The 17,240-nt window shown below is 51.7% G+C and carries 18 protein-coding genes; 1 reads left to right on the top strand and 17 read right to left on the bottom strand.

Annotated elements, in window-relative coordinates:
- The first annotated feature begins 16 nt into the window (after positions 1 to 16).
- Positions 17 to 505: a transposase gene (locus tag BQ2674_RS02285; protein ID WP_075572251.1), complete on the top strand. Its 489-nt coding sequence runs from the start codon at positions 17 to 19 to the stop codon at positions 503 to 505.
- Here the strand turns inward: BQ2674_RS02285 and recO are convergent.
- From recO to mutS, 17 genes are all read right to left on the bottom strand, one after another.
- Positions 494 to 1,234 (bottom strand): DNA repair protein RecO, encoded by a 741-nt coding sequence (recO, locus tag BQ2674_RS02280; protein ID WP_075572250.1) that lies wholly within the window; start codon positions 1,232 to 1,234, stop codon positions 494 to 496. The two genes, BQ2674_RS02285 and recO, sit on opposite strands and share 12 nt — an antisense overlap.
- Positions 1,221 to 2,555: a hemolysin family protein gene (locus tag BQ2674_RS02275; RefSeq protein WP_075572249.1), complete on the bottom strand. Its 1,335-nt coding sequence runs from the start codon at positions 2,553 to 2,555 to the stop codon at positions 1,221 to 1,223. The genes recO and BQ2674_RS02275 overlap by 14 nt, the downstream gene beginning before the upstream one ends.
- A 15-nt stretch (positions 2,556 to 2,570) precedes the next feature.
- On the bottom strand, positions 2,571 to 3,467 hold the full coding sequence (gene era / locus BQ2674_RS02270; protein WP_075572248.1) for a GTPase Era: 897 nt from the start codon (positions 3,465 to 3,467) through the stop codon (positions 2,571 to 2,573).
- 13 nt (positions 3,468 to 3,480) lie between these two features.
- Entirely contained in the window at positions 3,481 to 3,864 is a 384-nt protein-coding gene (locus BQ2674_RS02265) for a cytidine deaminase (RefSeq protein WP_075572247.1), read from the bottom strand.
- Positions 3,864 to 4,334 carry an rRNA maturation RNase YbeY gene (gene ybeY / locus BQ2674_RS02260; protein WP_075572246.1) on the bottom strand — a complete coding sequence of 157 codons (471 nt, stop codon included), beginning with the start codon at positions 4,332 to 4,334 and terminating at the stop codon, positions 3,864 to 3,866. Before ybeY ends, BQ2674_RS02265 begins: the two co-directional genes overlap by 1 nt.
- Positions 4,334 to 5,305: a PhoH family protein gene (locus BQ2674_RS02255; protein ID WP_235828788.1), complete on the bottom strand. Its 972-nt coding sequence runs from the start codon at positions 5,303 to 5,305 to the stop codon at positions 4,334 to 4,336. The genes ybeY and BQ2674_RS02255 overlap by 1 nt, the downstream gene beginning before the upstream one ends.
- An 11-nt stretch (positions 5,306 to 5,316) precedes the next feature.
- Positions 5,317 to 6,267, bottom strand: a complete 951-nt coding sequence (locus BQ2674_RS02250) for a TIGR01212 family radical SAM protein (RefSeq protein WP_075572245.1) — start codon at positions 6,265 to 6,267, stop codon at positions 5,317 to 5,319.
- Positions 6,268 to 6,293: 26 nt separating this feature from the next.
- Positions 6,294 to 6,971 carry a TVP38/TMEM64 family protein gene (locus BQ2674_RS02245; RefSeq protein WP_083222287.1) on the bottom strand — a complete coding sequence of 226 codons (678 nt, stop codon included), beginning with the start codon at positions 6,969 to 6,971 and terminating at the stop codon, positions 6,294 to 6,296.
- Between the two features lie 150 nt (positions 6,972 to 7,121).
- Positions 7,122 to 7,685 carry an alkyl hydroperoxide reductase subunit C gene (gene ahpC / locus BQ2674_RS02240; protein ID WP_075572243.1) on the bottom strand — a complete coding sequence of 188 codons (564 nt, stop codon included), beginning with the start codon at positions 7,683 to 7,685 and terminating at the stop codon, positions 7,122 to 7,124.
- Between the two features lie 92 nt (positions 7,686 to 7,777).
- Entirely contained in the window at positions 7,778 to 8,329 is a 552-nt protein-coding gene (locus tag BQ2674_RS02235) for a TlpA family protein disulfide reductase (protein WP_143696389.1), read from the bottom strand.
- Positions 8,330 to 8,369: 40 nt separating this feature from the next.
- Positions 8,370 to 9,230, bottom strand: a complete 861-nt coding sequence (gene rsmA, locus BQ2674_RS02230) for a 16S rRNA (adenine(1518)-N(6)/adenine(1519)-N(6))-dimethyltransferase RsmA (RefSeq protein ID WP_075572241.1) — start codon at positions 9,228 to 9,230, stop codon at positions 8,370 to 8,372.
- Between the two features lie 3 nt (positions 9,231 to 9,233).
- A complete protein-coding gene (rnmV, locus tag BQ2674_RS02225; RefSeq protein WP_075572240.1) occupies positions 9,234 to 9,776 on the bottom strand; it encodes a ribonuclease M5 in 543 nt (180 codons plus the stop codon).
- Positions 9,773 to 11,020, bottom strand: coding sequence for a methionine gamma-lyase family protein (locus BQ2674_RS02220; RefSeq protein ID WP_075572239.1), 1,248 nt, complete (start codon positions 11,018 to 11,020; stop codon positions 9,773 to 9,775). Before BQ2674_RS02220 ends, rnmV begins: the two co-directional genes overlap by 4 nt.
- 6 nt (positions 11,021 to 11,026) lie before the next feature.
- Positions 11,027 to 11,983, bottom strand: coding sequence for a tRNA (adenosine(37)-N6)-dimethylallyltransferase MiaA (gene miaA / locus BQ2674_RS02215; protein ID WP_075572238.1), 957 nt, complete (start codon positions 11,981 to 11,983; stop codon positions 11,027 to 11,029).
- Positions 11,984 to 12,769, bottom strand: coding sequence for a class I SAM-dependent methyltransferase (locus tag BQ2674_RS02210; RefSeq protein ID WP_075572237.1), 786 nt, complete (start codon positions 12,767 to 12,769; stop codon positions 11,984 to 11,986).
- Position 12,770: 1 nt separating this feature from the next.
- Positions 12,771 to 14,639, bottom strand: a complete 1,869-nt coding sequence (gene mutL, locus BQ2674_RS02205) for a DNA mismatch repair endonuclease MutL (protein WP_075572236.1) — start codon at positions 14,637 to 14,639, stop codon at positions 12,771 to 12,773.
- A complete protein-coding gene (gene mutS / locus BQ2674_RS02200; protein WP_075573323.1) occupies positions 14,636 to 17,212 on the bottom strand; it encodes a DNA mismatch repair protein MutS in 2,577 nt (858 codons plus the stop codon). Before mutS ends, mutL begins: the two co-directional genes overlap by 4 nt.
- Positions 17,213 to 17,240 lie beyond the last annotated feature (28 nt).

The raw sequence follows: 17,240 nt of genomic DNA, 5'->3' as shown, positions 1-17,240 counted from the left end.
TAAACGGGTGATAGTTATGGATAAACAAAAACGCCGTAATAAGAAAGGCGTTGATCGAAAAAAAATCTATTTTTTTACATTGTGTACGGACAAACGGGCGCCCCTCTTCGGCACGGTCATACAGGGTAAAAACGGGATCACCTTGTCGCCCTCCCCTTTGGGCATAAAGGCGGCATCTCTGTTAAAGCGCATCAGTACAAACCGCCGCGATATTACGCTCACGGACTACCGCATTATGCCCAATCACATTCATTTTCTCGTAAGTCTGCACAGCGACGACAACCGCCGTATCGACTGGTTCGTAACCTATTGCAGGCAACTCCTGGAACGGCAGGCTCACATAGAACCCGTCATTTCCGCCACCGATTCTCTCGTACAGGAAATTCCCTCGGAACAGGCTTACCGGACGGCCTGTCATTGCTTGGAGTCGCAGTACGACCACTGGCATTACGACCGCCTTTACGTGAGCGAAGAAAATATGCCTTACGGCGCATCAACAACCTGATTCCAGTATAGCAAGAGATTTTAACTCTTTTTCACTGCATTCCGTCACATATGCGTAAAGGAATTCTTCCAGGTATTGCAAGGCCGCAGCCGTTGTCGTCAGCCGCGCATCGGTCCGCCAATCATACGTGAGTATGTCAAGCCACTGTTTGCGCAGAGCCGGACTTATAGACTCTGCACGGCTTCCCGCCTGCTCGTTCATGCCTACATACCAGCGCCGCATGCCGTTTTCATAGCAACCTCGGCGATATATATGCAGTCTGTCCGGATCGGGAAAAAATCCGGCCAGGCCGACAAGCTGCCAACCGGCAATAATCGTCGCCGTGCGCACGTTTTTCCTGCCGAGGGCTTCCCTATACACTTGCAGAAGAGCATATATGCGGCCGTCCGCCTCTCCTTCCGGCAGGAGAGAGAGAACAATTTCCGCAAAAATCTGTGTGTACACGTAGGTCCGCCACGTCAATTCCAAGAGGACGCGAACGTTATGACAAATATATTCGCCCAGGTGGTATATGCCGTCTTTTTCGTGCGCTTCAAAAGAAATCTCGGCAAAAAGAAAAAAAGGACTGCCGCTGCATTTGCCGGTCTTCTTCGCCGTCCCCGCAAAGAGGCGAATCAAGCCCTTCTGCACGGTAAACACCGTAAGGACCTGCATGGCGGCGGCATTTTTCCGCACGCGTACGATTATACCGTCGTAGGACTGAGCCGGCCCGTCTTTATACGGATTCATCCTCTTGGTCCTCCTCTTCCGGCAGCGGAGCCGTAGGTACGGCCCGCAGGCGGACAATGCGAAAGCCGTGAATTTCAAGGACCGTAAACGTATAGGCGCCGATGCTTACTTCATCATGCACATGCGGCGTATGGCCGAGCAGGTTGAATACATAGCCGCCGATCGTATCGACATCCAAGTCTTCTTCAACGGGAATGTGCAGGAGCTCCTCCACGTCATCCAAGAGAACCGTACCGGCAAATTCGTAAACACCGTCGGGAAAAGGCTGTATTTCCTCTTTTTCCGCCGTATGTTCGTTACGAATCGTACCGACCAGCTCTTCCATAATGTCTTCCAGGCCGATAAGGCCGACAGTGCTGCCGTATTCGTCTACAACAATAGCCAAATAGGTACGCCGTGACCGCATAAGCTGCAGCAGATTGGCAACGGGCATAATTTCAGGAATCATCAAGATGGGCCGGTTGATGAGGCGCAAATTATTGCGCTTGTTTATATGCAGATCGAGAACATCTTTTATATGGACAAGTCCCAGTACGTGATCCTTATCTTCTTCGCACAGCGGATAGCGCGTATGTCGGGACTTATTGATGGCCCTCAGGTTCTGCGCCATACTCTCTTCCGCGTACAGACAAACGATATCCTGGCGGGGAATCATGATTTCCTTGGCAAGAAGCTCGGAGAAATCGAAGACATTGTCAATGAGCTCGCTTTCCAGCTTGTCTATCTTCCCCTCTCTATGGCTCGCCGTAATGAGCATGCGGATTTCGTCTTCCGAATGGGCCATATCGATTTCGTTCGTCACGTCGAGAGCTCTGCCGCTCAGGACGAATTGTCCCAGCTTCATGCCGCCTGCCAACATGGGATAAAAAATTCTGCTCAGGCCGTATATAAAAGAGCCCGTAAAGCGGAGCGTCTTTTCGGGGCATTGCATGCCGACGGATTTGGGCACAAGTTCGCCGAGAACCCAAAAGAAGAGTGTAAGGACGGCAATAATTACTGCATACAGGACTACATCCAGCACATAAAAAGGCGTTATCCTGCCCCACTGCCCGCATGTACGGACCAACCCGTACAAGGTGGCTCCTGCGGCAAAGGCCGACAGGGATACTCCCACTTGAGCCATACTTAAAAACGTAGCCGGATCATCGTAGTAGTGAACCAGTTTTTTTGCCTTCACGTCACCATTGCGAATGCTCTCTTCTATCGCTTCTTTGCGCAGCTGTACGAAGGCAAACTTGCCCAAGACACAAAAGCCGTGCACGCCGAGAGTGACACAAAAGACAAGACCGCATACAATAAGCGTGCCTATTTGTTCTTCCATAAGCCCCTTACCTTTCTATTTCTTCGTATAGCCGAACTCGCTCAAGGCGGATGCCTTATTGCGCCAATCCGGCTTTACTTTAACCCATATGTCGAGAAACACGGACGACCCCAGGAGGTGTTCTATTTCCGTGCGTGCCCGTTTGCCGATTTCTTTCAGAACCGCCCCGTTTTTACCGACGACGATTCGCTTTTGCGACTCTCTTTCCACATATACGGTCAACCGCGTATATACCTTGCCATTAGGCCGCCGGGTCATTTCATCCACATACACGGCCAAGGCGTGCGGCACTTCTTCGCGCGTCATTTGCAGCAGTTTTTCCCGGACGATTTCCGCCACGATCAGTCGTTCGGGCTGATCCGTAATCATATCGTCAGGGAAGTATTTCGGCCCAGGCATGAGCGTTTTTTTCAGCTCGCCAACCAAGGTATCCACATTGTCCCCTTTCAAGGCTGAAAGAGGGATGACCGAATGAAACTTGCGCAGCTGCGAGTATTCGCCGATTACGTGCAGGACCTTTTCTTTTTCGAGCTTGTCAATTTTATTGACGATTAAAAAGACGGGCGCCTTTACGTTTTGCAGCTTTTCGAGAACGAACATGTCGCCGGGCCCCCGTTTTTCATCAGCCGCAATAAGAAACAGGACGGCATCAATGTTCCTTAAGGAGCCGTATGCCGCTTCATCCATAAACCGGCCCAACTTGTGGCGGGGTTTGTGTATACCCGGCGTATCGAGAAAAATGATCTGACCGTCTTCATCCGTATGAACACAGAGAATCTTATTTCTCGTCGTCTGCGCCTTGTCGGAAACGATGGAAACTTTTTGTTTTATAATTTGATTGATAAGTGTCGACTTACCCACATTCGGCCTGCCTACAACGGCAACAAACCCCGATTTAAACACACTTTCCATAGGTCTCTCCCCTTTATAAGGAAAACGGATACGGCAGAAGGTCTTTTAAAGCAACAACCTTATAAGAGCCGTCACGCTTCGTTAAAATGACGCGGTTCACGTTAAATTCCGAAAGAATCTGACGGCATGCGCCGCAAGGCACGATAAAATCACGGCCGCCGGCAAGAGCAATTGCTGCAAAATTCCTGCATCCCTCCGCGACGGCGGCAAAGACCGCATTTCGTTCGGCGCAGGACGTCAGGCCGTACGACCCGTTTTCCACATTGCAGCCCGCATATATACGGCCGTCCATACCGAGAAGAGCCGCTCCGACAGTAAATTCCGAATACGGCGCATACGCGTTTTCCCTGACTTCGAAGGCTGCCGCAATAAGCTCGTCTATCCGTGCCTTATCCATTATAAAGGTTCCCCTTTCCGTACATATCCCAAGCGTGTCAAGATAAACTCTTCTTCCTTTCGCATTTCATTTTTATCGTTTTTCGTCATGTGGTCATATCCCAAAATATGCAGCATGCCGTGAACGGTCAAATAGGCCAGTTCCCGCTCAAAGGAGTGGCCGTATTCTTCAGCCTGTTCAGCCGTTTTTTCCAAAGAGATGACGATATCTCCGAGAAGTGCCGCAGCCGGGCCGTCACCGGCTTCTTCACCTTCATTTAAGGCAAAGGACAGTACGTCCGTGGGCCGGTCTATCCGGCGGTAGGTTTTATTGAGACCGTGAATATAATTATTACCGCAAAGGACGACACTTATTTCCGTCTCTTCCGCAAGACCGTAGACGGCCGCCGCCTCCCGGCACACGCGCTCAATAACATTGTCGCAATCCTCCTGCCGCACTTCTTCCTTTTCATAGGAAATACGGACGTTCATTACAGTGTCTCCTCTTCTTTTTTATAAAAACCCTCGTAAGCCCGAATAATGCGCCCGACCATGTCATGACGAACTACATCTTCGTCCGTAAAATACATCATACCGATTCCCTGCACGCCTGTAAGAACGTCGATCGCTTCAACCAGCCCCGACTTATGGCGGTTCGGCAAGTCGATTTGCGTAATGTCGCCGTTAATGACCATGCGCGAATGACTTCCCATGCGCGTTAAAAACATCTTCATTTGCTCGCATGTCGTATTCTGCGCCTCGTCCAGAATAATCACCGCTTCTTCCAGCGTTCTGCCGCGCATATATGCGAGCGGCGCCACTTCAATAATATTTTTGGCCTGCATTTTTTGTACCAGATCGAAGCCGAACATATCCGTCAGCGCATCGTACAAAGGCCGTAAATAGGGATCTATTTTCTCCTGCATGTCGCCGGGCAAAAAACCGAGCTTCTCACCTGCTTCTACGGCCGGTCTGGTAAGAATGATCCGTTCGACTTCCCGGTTCTTTAAATAAAAGGCCGCAAGAGCGACGGCAAGATACGTCTTCCCCGTCCCTGCCGGACCGATGCCGAAGGTGACCGCATTTTTGCGGATAGAATCGACATACCGTTTTTGGCCTGTTGTTTTCGGCTTTATGAGCCGTCCCTTGGCGGACATGCCGACCGTATCGGCATATAAGGCTGTCAGTATTTCCCCCTTCCCTTCCCGCAAAAGCTTGGTTATATACCGCACGTGCTGCGTCGTAGGATAGACCTTTTCCGCATTGAGTCCGCGCAGCTGCAGCAAAACCTGCTCCAGCACCGAGAGCTCTTCGGCGGGACCGCTTAAAAATAAATCCAGTCCGCGAGCCGCCAAACGACAAGCGGGAAACTCGCTTTGCAGAGCTTTTACTATTTCGTCATGCATTCCCGACAAATGCCGCGCTTCCGACGGGTCGGAAAATATAAACCGCTTTTCTGTCAATTCTCTCTCCCTTATTCCGTAAATTGCCGCACAGCCTTACCGTGCAGATAGGTGCATTTTTTACCCTGCCGAGTGTCGGCGGCGGCCAATTCGTAATCGATCATATCGCGTATACGCCACCAGCCCATACCCCAGTTGGCAAACTCGGTTGCTGCCTGCGGCGCTCTGCCGATAAGCCGCTGAAAGACTATGTCCGGCCTGGCGTATTCCAAAAAGGCGACGACGCGACGCACATATTCTTCCACTGTAATCAGATTGATTTTCCCTGCGGCATACCACTTGGCCAAGAGCGTATTTTTAATGATATAGAGGGCGTGCAGCTTTACTTCATGCGTCGGCAAAGCGGAAATAATTTTCGCCGTTTCTATCGTATCCGCCATATCATCGCCGGGCAGTCCGATGATGACATGCGTACAATTGCGAAAGCCGTAAGGCGCGAGCATCATGAGGGCGTCAATATATTCGGCCACCGTATGTCCGCGGTTGATTTTCCTCAAGGTCTTATAATTTACGGTCTGAAGCCCGAGTTCGACGAGAATGTCCACACCGTACTGCGCCTTGACTTCCGCCATAATGTCCAAGTACGTCTCATTGAGGCAATCGGGGCGCGTCGCTACGGCAAGTCCGACAATGCCCGGGCGGCAGGCCCTGATGAGGTATTCTTTAAAGAGGTCCGGCCGAATATAGGTATTCGTAAAATTCTGAAAGTAGGCGATAAACTTATGTGCCTTGTACTTCGGTGCAATGTGCTCCCTGTTCTTTTCGATCTGCTCGGCTACGGTAACGGAGGCAGGCAGATTTTCATAGCCTGCACCGATGGAACCGCAAAAGGCACAGCCTCCCGTGCCGAGACGGCCGTCCCGGTTGGGACACGTATCGGGGATACTGACGGGAAGCTTATATACTTTTTCACCGTATCGGTCTTTAAGATAGTCCGAATAGACGCGGTAACGCGTTTCCATAGTACTCCTTTGAGCCGGGTAATATATTACCTGCACTTCTTTTTCCATCTGTATATACCGTAGCCTGCCAGGCAGAGGATGAGAACGGCAAGCAGTCTGTCCGCATTTTCCCGGATGTATACGAGGTCATGGCCGAAGAGAACTTCAATGGCGACGGCCGGCAATTTACCGATAAACGTGGCCAGCGCATGATCCGCAAAAGACACGCTGCTCGACGCCATAAGCGCCGTCAGCAATACGTTCGGTGTATACGGAAGAGAGCGGGCAATGAGGACGTTGCGAAAACTGCTGTACGAGTCAATGCGGTTAAACCGCTTATTCTTGGCAATAAGACGGCCCGCAAAGTCGCGAAAGACCGTACGCATGACTATAAAGCCGGTAATATTGCCCAGGACTTCGCCGATCCACGAGACAACAATTCCCGGGACGAGGCCGAAAATAAGTCCGTTGACGATTAGAAAAGGCAAGGACGGCAAACCCGTCATGTTGGTGAGAAGGATCATGAGTATACTCATGGCCATGGCACCGTAGCCGAAGGACAGAATATAGTCCGTCAGGCCCTGCACATTTCCCGCCATGGTCAAGGTCAGCAAAGTACTGTAAAAATCGGGGATGACAAAATGAACGGCCAATAAAATAAAAGCGATGACCAAACAGGCGCAGACCTGTATTCTTCGCTCCTCAGCAAGTTTTGATTGCTTCATGCGCACTCCTTTGTGCTGTGTTTTATATATCTGTAAATTGAAATTATTATACGACGGGAACGGAAAAAAGTCGATATCTTTCGCTTGTTAAACGCGAGAAAGCCGTATGCGGCACGGATATGTCGCATACGGCTCTGTACTGCAAAGGGCTTAAATTTTTCCGACCAAATCGAAGCCCGGTTTCAACGTTTCCTTGCCGGGTTTCCATTTTGCCGGGCACACTTCGTCGCCGTGTTTGCGAACGAACTGCGCAGCCTGTACTTTCCGCAGTAATTCATCTGCATTTCTGCCGATATTACCGGCGCTTACTTCGTAGAGAACGACCTTGCCGTCCGGATCGATGACAAAAGTGCCCCGTTCCGTTACACCGCTTGATTCGATGTACACGTCCAAGTCTTTGGAGAGGACCGCCGTCGGGTCGCCGAGCATAGGAAATTCGACCTTGCCGATTGTCGCCGAAGATTCATGCCATGCTTTGTGAACGAAATGCGTATCGCACGATACGGAGTAAATTTCGCAGTCGATAGCTTTAAATTCTTCGTACTTATTCTGCAAGTCACCGAGCTCTGTCGGGCATACGAAGGTGAAGTCTGCGGGGTAGAAGAAGAGCACGCTCCACTTGCCTTCCAAATCCTTTTGTGTTACTTCTTTGAATGCGCCGGCCTGATAAGCCTGTAATGTAAAATCCGTTACTTTCTTTCCGTTAAGAGACATAATTATCCTCCTTTATAAACAACAATTTATAATGATATTTCTTCTCATGAGAATAGTATATCCGAAGATAATTATTTTGTCAATAATAATTATTAACTACTAAGAATATAAAGTAATTTTTTTATGGTCATATCCTCGGACTTATCTTTTATCTTGCCGCCCTTATCAATACATATCCACACGGGCGGCGCTTTTATAGCGTATTCACGCAACGTTCGCACATCCGTCGTATAGCTTAAAAAGGTATAGCCCTTTTTTTCTATATAAGCGTACGCCTCTTCCCTCCGCCCGTCCAAGGTGACGGCACAGACATATATACGGTTTCCCTCTTTTTCCTGCAGCTCCTGCAGGAGGTCAAGGCCGATCGCCGTATTTTCGTTCCACGGATGCCAAAAATAAAGACATACGGGCTTTTCGTTATATAATTCTCTAAGCTTCAACCGCTTTCCGTCCGCATCCGCAAGAATTATATTGGGAGCCAGTACTTCCGTCTCCGCCCGAATGACCGGTGCCGTCTCCTTACGCCCTTCCCGTTCCAGACGGCTCGGCGATTTGCCGTTCCACCAGGCAAAGAGCAGGCATATACACAGTGCTCCCGTGAGAAGGAGCACTGCCGTTTTAATGTTCCCCGACCGTTTCATCATCTGTACCTTATAATGCCCGATACCGCCCCGGGCGTATAGATTATTTTCCCGCCGTCGCTTCCGTCCAGGCGTCGGCAAGGGCGGCAAACTCGGCAAGAGTAAGCGTTTCGCCGCGGCGTGAGCCGTCTATGCCGGCACGCGCCAGAAGCTCCTGTACATCGGCCGCAACAATGCCGCCGCCCTTCAAGGCATTGGACAAGGTTTTACGCCGCTGGGCAAAGGCAAATTTTACGACTTGAAAGAATTTTTTTTCATTCCTTACGGTTACGGGCGCTTCCTGCCGCACGTCCATGACTACTACTGCCGACGTGACGGCAGGTGGCGGCAGAAAATCACGCGGTGAAATTTCAAACTCTATGCGCGGCTCCGTGTAGTACTGTACGGCTACGGACAAGGCACCGTAAATGCGGTTTCCCGGAGCGGCAATCATCCGTTCCGCCACTTCCTTCTGTACCATGACAACCATTCGCTTTACGGCATGGCGCTCTTCCAGGAGACGCATAATAATGGGCGTCGTAATGTAATAAGGCAGGTTGGCGCAAACCGTGAACGGTTCGGAACCCATTTCTCTTTCAATATCCGTTTTCAGGATATCACCGTGAATAATATGCACGTTGTCATATACAGCCAGTGTCTTATTCAAAACCGGCAGGAGCCGCGAATCAATTTCCACGGCCGTCACGTCGGCCCCCAGTTCGGCCAGCCCCTGCGTAAGCGTACCGATGCCCGGGCCTATTTCCAGAACCGGATCGCCTTCTTCAAGACCCGATACGGCAGCTATATTACGTATAATTTGCGGCGAAATAAGGAAATTCTGTCCCCATTTTTTACTCATGCGTAAATTGAATCGATTCACAAGATACCGCACTACGTCGGGGTTTGCCAGTTCTTTTTCTTTCATCTTCTACTCCTCATCAAGGCGCGCAACGGCCTTATCCCACTCCCGGCGACTTACGCCGTAATGGTTGAGGCGACGTAGAAACTGCTTTGCATTACCGTAGCCTATACCCAAGAGGGAACCCAAAAAAGCGCGCCGCTTCGCCGCATCCTCGGATCCGTTCAAGTCATGCCGCCACAGGTCATGCATGGTAAATTCTTCAACCGGCAAAAAGGTGGCGCACCGCGTCTTTGCCAAGGCCCGCCGAATCGCTTCGGGAGAGGCCTGTTCAATGCCCAAATCATCGTTGGCAACGGCCTCGTCCCGCGGCACGAAAGCGTGTTTGGCCTCGGGAAAGCGCTTGGACAGGTAGGTGCGAATAAGCTCGCCCGCCCTGTCGGGGTCGGTCAGAATAATGATGCCCCGTTTCTCGTAAGCGTGCCTGATTTGCTCTATCGTCTCAGGCCGCAGATTAAAGCCGTCCGTGCGAATCATATCGGCCTCGATGTTGCTCGCTCTGATACGCGCTTCATCAGCTCGGCCTTCGACAATAAGAACTTCTTTGATCATGACGGCAAAAAGCCTCCTTCGTCACAAATAAACTGTGCCGCCTGCAGTACGGCAAGGATATTGTGTTCCAATACGATACCTCCCTGGAGGTAAACGAGGTACGGTTCGCGCATGGGGCCGTCGGCAGAAAGCTCGATGGACGAGCCCTGCACAAAGTCGCCGGCAGCCATAATGATCTTATCGGCATAGCCCGGCATGTCGTCGGCGACGGGAAGGACATGCGCATCAACCGGTGAAAAACGCTGAATGCCCTGACAGAACAATTCCATATTGTGCCTGTTGTTAAGGGCAATGGTCTGAATCAAATCGTACCGTCTTTCTTGAACCGCAGGCGATACGGAGAAACCGAGACGCGAGAATACGGCTGCCGCAAAGACGGCACCTTTAACAGCCTGTGCCGTCACGTGAGGCGCCATAAAAAGGCCCTGAAAGAAAAGCCTGTAGCCGGCAGCATAAGAACCGAGCTCATCACCCAGACCGGGGGCGGTCAAACAGTCTGCCGCCTTTTCCACGAGATCCGCCCGGCCTGCAATATATCCGCCGGTAGGTGCAATGCCGCCGCCCGGATTTTTAATGAGAGAGCCTGCAATAATATGTGCACCCAGCTCGACAGGTTCTTCTTCAGCTGCAAATTCGCCGTAGCAATTGTCGACAAAGCAAATGGTTTCCGGACTTTCATCCCGCACGGTGTCAATAATAAGGCGTATATCTTCCGGCCGCAGGGACGGACGCGGGCTGTAGCCGCGTGAGCGCTGCAGGAGGGCGAGCTTCGGTTTCTTTTCACGAACGACGGTGCGGATAGCCTGCAAATCATAGGTATTGTTTTTTAAGGGTACTTCATCGTAAAAAATGCCCTTTTCTTTCAAAGAATTACGGCTGTCCCGGGCGTAGCCGATAACGCCCTGCATCGTGTCGTACGGCGCACCGACAAGAGAAACGAGCAGATCCCCTTTTTCCAGGATGGCACAGAGTACCGTTGCCAGCGCATGTGTTCCCGACACGAAATGGGGGCGTACAACAGCCTTTTCCGCTTTAAAGACAAAAGAGAACACTTCATCCAACTTTTCCCGGCCCAAATCGTTGTAGCCGTAGCCGGACGTGCCTGAAAAATGAAAGGCCGACAGCTTCGCGTCCCTATAAGCCTGCAATACTTTCTCCGTATTTTTCAGGCTTACCGCGTCGATGCGTGCAAACTGTTCGGCACAGTCCTGCAGGGCTTCCCGTTTTATCGATTCTATATCCATCGTTTTCTACACACCTTTCCTTTTCAGGCACTGCGACCACGCCTCTATATCCGTCACAACCGTCTCGACCAATTCCTTTTCGGAGGCGTATTTTTCTTTTTCATACCAACGAATATACGGCATGTGGCGGTACCACGTAAGCTGCCTCTTTGCAAAATGACGGGTCCGCGTCTTAATCTGCGCCGCCGCCTCGTCAAGGGATAATTTTCCCTGTATGTAGGCAACCATCTCACCGTAACCGATGGCCTTCATGGCCTGTGCATCAAGCTTGATACCGTCAGCCAAAAGACCTTTCACTTCTTCGGCCCAGCCTGCGGCAATCATGTCGTCAATACGCCGTTCTATGCGCTCATAGAGAACGGGCCGCGGCAAAGACAGGCCGATAACGAAGGCGTCATAGACGAGACTGCCGCGCTTACGGGGCTGCACGGCTTCTTTGCCGTCACCGCCTTCTATAGCGGCAACGAGGCGAATGAGACGCTGCGAATTGGCCAACAGCTCATGCCAATCGGACGGCTCCCAACCGGTAGCGCCATGAATGTATTTCTTCAACTCATCTGCCGAAGAGGCTGCAATACGCTGTTTTGCCGCCTGCCTTTCCAGCGGCTCGACCTTCTTCGCAGCAAAAGCATACCCTTCGAGGAGTGACTGGACGTAAAGGCCCGTGCCGCCAACGATGACGGGAATCATACCGCATTCATGCAAATCAGCGATTACCGCCGTGGCCATTTCCTGAAAAGCGGCGACCGAATAAGACTCGTCCGGTTCGGCAATGTTGATGAGATGATGCCGATACCTCGCGAGCTCCGCCGTTGACGGTTTTGCCGTCCCGATATTCATTTTTCTATAAATCTGATAGGCATCGCCGGAAATCAGCTCCGTATGAAAGCGTTCGGCCAGAGAAAAGCTGATCGCCGTCTTTCCTACTGCCGTAGGACCGACGACGGCAATGAGTTCATTCATCTACGGTTCACACTCCAAGACCGCGTAGGCGACACGGCTGTATTTACCGCCGCATAAACGCAGGTGCGGATAAGCGGCTTTCAGCTCGCCGAAGTCCCGGCCTTTAATAATAACCCTCTTTTTCGCCTTTAAAAGCGCCGTTTTCACCGTATCCGCCGACAAGCCGCCGTGTTCCATAACGGCACGCACGGGAGCAAAAGAGCAACTTTCGGCAATAGGCCGGTCAAACATGGGATCGAAGTAAATAATGTCATACGCCTTGTCAGCCAAACTGCGTAAATAGGTCTCATAATCGCCGAGGTACAGGTTAATACGCCGTAAGGCGGCCGAAACGTCATCCCGTTCATGGATATAACGGGTAAGTCCCCACTGCGTTACGCGTCCCAACAAGGGCGATCCTTCTACGGCGTCAATGCGGGACTTGTCATCCAAATAAAAAGAAACTGTCGCCGCATCGGCGCCGAAGCCGCACGTACAATCGAGAAAGTGCACGCCCCTGCGCATACCGACGGCGTCCAAAAGATGATCCGTACCGCCGGCGCGCAGCTTTTGTATGCGGAGTTCCGCCATACTCAGGTGAAAGCGATGTACACCGGTATCCGTATGTATTTCCGGCCCCCGCGTCGTGTAAATGAGAAAGCTTTCATAAATCCTGCGCAATTCTTGTATACTTCTGCCGCGGCGCGGCTCAAAGCGGGCGCCTACGGAACGGGCCCAGGTTCCGCCTTCCCGTATGAGGGCCGTCCCCGCTTTTAAGGACGTCGTCACAATTACAGGTGTGCTCATCTTAAATCCGCTTAAAGAGCTTGGCCAGCTCGTCCGGCGTAAAGCGCACAATAACGGGCCGTCCGTGCGGGCACACATAAGGGGTTCCCGTATGAAAGAGTTCTTCCAACAATTCCCTGATTTCTCTCATATTGAGGACATCCCCCGCTTTCACGGCACCGCGGCAGGACAAATAAGCCAACGAACGATGACGCAGCACGGCCTTGTCCGTCATCGGACTCTCGTGAAGAATACGGCAAATTTCCTGAAGTGATTCGCTTATATCCCCTACGGGCAAATCGGCCGGAATCGCTTCGATGCGCAGCGTCGTCGGACCCGCTTCGGAATAGGTGTAACCCAGGTCTGCAAAAACGTGTGCCCGTTCCGCAAAAAGCTCCATATCGCGGCCGTCCACTTCGACGAATTCCGCCGTCAAAAGCTGCTGGCTCGGCAAGGCTTCCGTACGCTTGCACAACTTGTCATAACGGATCCGTTCGTGTGCGGCGTGCTGGTCGATGAGATAAAGATCTTGTCCCTTCTTGGCAACAATAAAACAATCTGCTACAACGCCTAAAGGAATGAAAACATCCTCGTCGCCGTCAAATGTGATAGTCTGCACCGGCCGGGCCGCATCCCGTTCTTCCATAAATGCGCTGAATGCGTTGCCGGCAGCACAATCACGCACGGCCGGGTCGGGCCGATAAGGTGTTCTCGTATCATGCTGCAGCGGCCTGTATTCATGGGATAAATCATTTCTTGCCGGAACCGTTTCTTTTACGCCTGCCCGTCCCGCTTCGGAAAAAGCGAAAGCCGACGGAGTCACAGCCGGAGCATTCAGTTCGGCTTTCGTAATCTGTCGTGACGTCAAGTCGATAGGCGTTGCCACTTGCTCGGGCTTCTCCCTTTCCGTGAGAGACGTAATGATGCTGTGGTATATGGCTCTGTACACTTGCTGCTCGTCGGAGAATTTTATTTCCGTCTTTGCCGGGTGAACGTTTATGTCAATCACGGCCGGATCGATGTGTATGTGCAGAAGCGCAAAGGGGTATCCCGCTTTCGGCAGCATGGCGTGATATGCATTTTCAACGGCCTTAAAGACAACGGCGTTGTGAATAATCCGATTGTTGACAATACACGTCTGCCACGCTCGCGTGCTCTTTAAAAGCGACGGTTTCCCGACAAAGCCTTCTACCGTAATTTCATCGTTACTGTACGAGACGGGAAATACCTCTTTCGCCACGGCGGCACCGTACACGGCGGCAACGGCATCCAATGCGTTTCCGTTGCCGCCCGTATGGACGGACGTACGGCCGTTGTTGATAAGCGTAAAAGCTACGTCGGGACGCGCCAAGGCGAGCTTTGTCAGGATATCATTTATTTTGGACGTTTCCGTCCGTTCGCTCTTCATAAACTTTTTCCGCGCCGGCGTGTTAAAAAAAAGATCACTTACTTCCATAGTCGTACCGACGGCTGCTCCCGTCTGTTCTTCTCCGGTGATATCACCGCCTGTCAAAGTAAGGCGATAAGCAAATTCATCGCCCTCCATACGCGTTGTAATCACTAAATTGGAAACGGCGGCAATACTCGGCACGGCTTCACCGCGAAAGCCGAGAGAACTGATTGCGAAAATGTCTTCAATCGTGCTTATTTTACTGGTACCGTGGCGAATAATGCACTTCTTCGCATCTTCCGGACTCATGCCGCAGCCGTTGTCACTGACGCGCATGTACGTCTGTCCGCCGTCGGCAATTTCCGTTTCTATAGCCGTCGCGCCTGCGTCCAAGGCATTTTCTATCATTTCTTTAATAGCCGATGCCGGCCGTTCCACGACTTCGCCGGCAGCGATTTTATTGGCCGTTTTTTCGTCAAGCACATGAATGACGGAACTCATTTCACTCCACTCCCTTCTTTCGCCTCTTTTTGCAGTGTATGTAAGAACGATATGGCTTCAATAGGCGTCATACTCATCACATCGACCTCTAAGAGCCTGTCGATGACGGAATTGGAAAATAAACCGTCATTGCCGTCAAAGCCGGAAGACCGGGCAGCTTCGGCAGGCGCAGGGACATAACCGCTGCCGGAGCTTTCCAGGTCCGCCAGGATGACTTCAGCCCGCTTCAGAAGCGCTTCCGGCAGGCCCGCCAAGCGCGCTACGTGCAGGCCGTAACTGCGGTCCGCCCCGCCCGGGACGATGCGGCGCAAAAAGGTAATGGCCCGGCCCCTTTCCTTGACGGCAACAGTGTAATTTTTCAGCTTTTCCGACTCGTCCGCCATGGCGACGAGTTCGTGGTAATGCGTGGCAAAGAGCGTAAAAGCATGGACGTTTTTCAGGCAGTATTCGATAACCGCCTTGGCGATGGACATACCGTCGAAGGTACTCGTGCCGCGGCCGATTTCGTCGAGAATAAGCAAGCTCCGGGACGTCGCATGTTTTAAGATATACGACACTTCCTTCATTTCCGTCATGAACGTACTCTGCCCCGCAAGAATATCGTCACTTGCACCGATACGTGTAAAAATCCGATCTACAGGGCAGACGGACGCGCTTTTCGCAGGAATAAAGGAACCTGCCTGCGCCATAAGGACGAGAACCGCGACTTGGCGCATGAACGTGGACTTGCCGGCCATATTGGGGCCTGTAATGACGAGAATTTCGTGGTCATCGTGGTTTAAGGTTACATTATTAGGTACAAAAACGCCGTCCTGAATATACTTTTCAATAATCGGATGTCTGCCGTCTTCAATATGAATAACTCTGTCATTATTAAGACCCGGCCGGACATAGCGGTTTTCACGGGCAGCGCTCGCCAGACTGTAAAGGCAGTCTATACGCGCAATGGCACGGGCCGTAATCTGCATGGCCTGAATGTGCTTCCGAATCTGCTCACGCAACTCGCCGAAGAGGCGATACTCCAAGGCCAAAAGCCGTTCTTGGGCAGTCAAAACCTTTATTTCAAAGTCCTTGAGCTCCGGCGTAATATAACGTTCCGCATTGACGAGAGTCTGCTTCCTCACGTAGTAAGACGGAACGGGTTTCGTATTGGCATGGCTGATTTCAAAATAATAGCCGAAAACTTTCGTATAGCCGATTTTCAGCTTAATTCCCGTACTTTCCTTTTCCTTTTCTTCCAGTTCGCGTAAGTAAGCGCGGCTGTTTTCCGAAATGCCGCGAATCTCGTCGAGCTCGGACGAATAGCCTTCGCGAATGATGCCGCCGTTACGAATAACTGCGGACGGATCATCTTTGACGGCACGGCACAAAAGGTCATATACGTCGCCGTGCTCGGCCACTTCCCGGCAAAGGGACTGCAAGAGCGGCGCTTGCGCCTGCCCCAGGACAGTACGCAAGTCAGGCAATACACGCAGTGATTCTCGCAGGGCGACCAGATCCTTCGGCCCCGCCGTTCCCGTCCCGATGCGCGTCAAAATTCGTTCAAAATCGTATATCCTGCCGAGTGTTGCCGACAAATCCTGCCTCATAATTTCATGACCGAGCAGGTCTTCAACCGCATCCTGCCGCGCACCGATATCGGCAAGGCGCAGCAAGGGCGCTTCCAGCCACTTGCGCAGCAAACGGGCCCCCATAGCCGTTTCCGTGTAGTCGAGCACCTCGAGGAGAGTGCCCTTACGCCTGCCGTCGCGCACATTCTGCGTGATTTCCAAATGACGCAGGCCGGACGCGTCAATGAGAAGACACCGTTCATGGGCCAACGGACGCAAGGATGAAATGTGGGACACGTCGGACTTCATGACGTCCTTCACGTAAGTCAGTAAGATACCGACGGCAAGAGCCGCAGGCGAAGCCGTTTTCATAGCGTCGGCAGGAAAATAGGTTTTGCCCAGGCCCTCATAATCCACAGCGGCATCAACCTCATACGGCGTAAGGGCGCAGCGGCCGAGACGGCTCTTAATGAACTGCCGTACGGCCGGCAGGCGTGCTTCAAGATTGGCATAGACCAATTCGACAGGCTCATAGACGGAAAAGACATCGAAAACTTTATCATCCAATTCGCCGACACTGCACGTCATCCATAGAGACTCGCCCGTCGTCACATCTGTAAGGACGGTCTGCAAAAGCTCGTCTTTTTCTACAAGGCAGGCTATATAATTATTTTTTTTCGATGAGACGGCGTGTTCAAGCGTAACCGTACCGGGTGTAACGACGCGAATAATTTCCCGCTTCACAATTCCCTTTATGGTCTTAGGGTCTTCCATTTGCTCACAAATAGCGACCTTATATCCCTTGTGAACAAGGCGCTCAATATACGTATCGGCCGAATGAAAGGGAACACCGCACATAGGCACGCGCTCCTTATTGCCGCCTGCACGTCCCGTCAGCGTTAAATCAAGCTCGCGTGAGGCGATAACAGCGTCATCGAAAAACATTTCATAAAAATCACCGAGGCGGAAAAATAGTAATTTATCCTTACATTCTTCTTTGACTGCCAAGTATTGCTGCATCATAGGCGTCAAATTCGTCTGTTCGGCCAAA

The sequence above is a fragment of the Megasphaera coli genome (genome assembly GCF_900095855.1).
GTDB classification, from domain to species: domain Bacteria; phylum Bacillota; class Negativicutes; order Veillonellales; family Megasphaeraceae; genus Megasphaera; species Megasphaera massiliensis_A.
The sequence above is the reverse complement of the archived record's forward strand: the minus strand, read 5'-3'. Positions and strand labels throughout refer to the sequence as shown.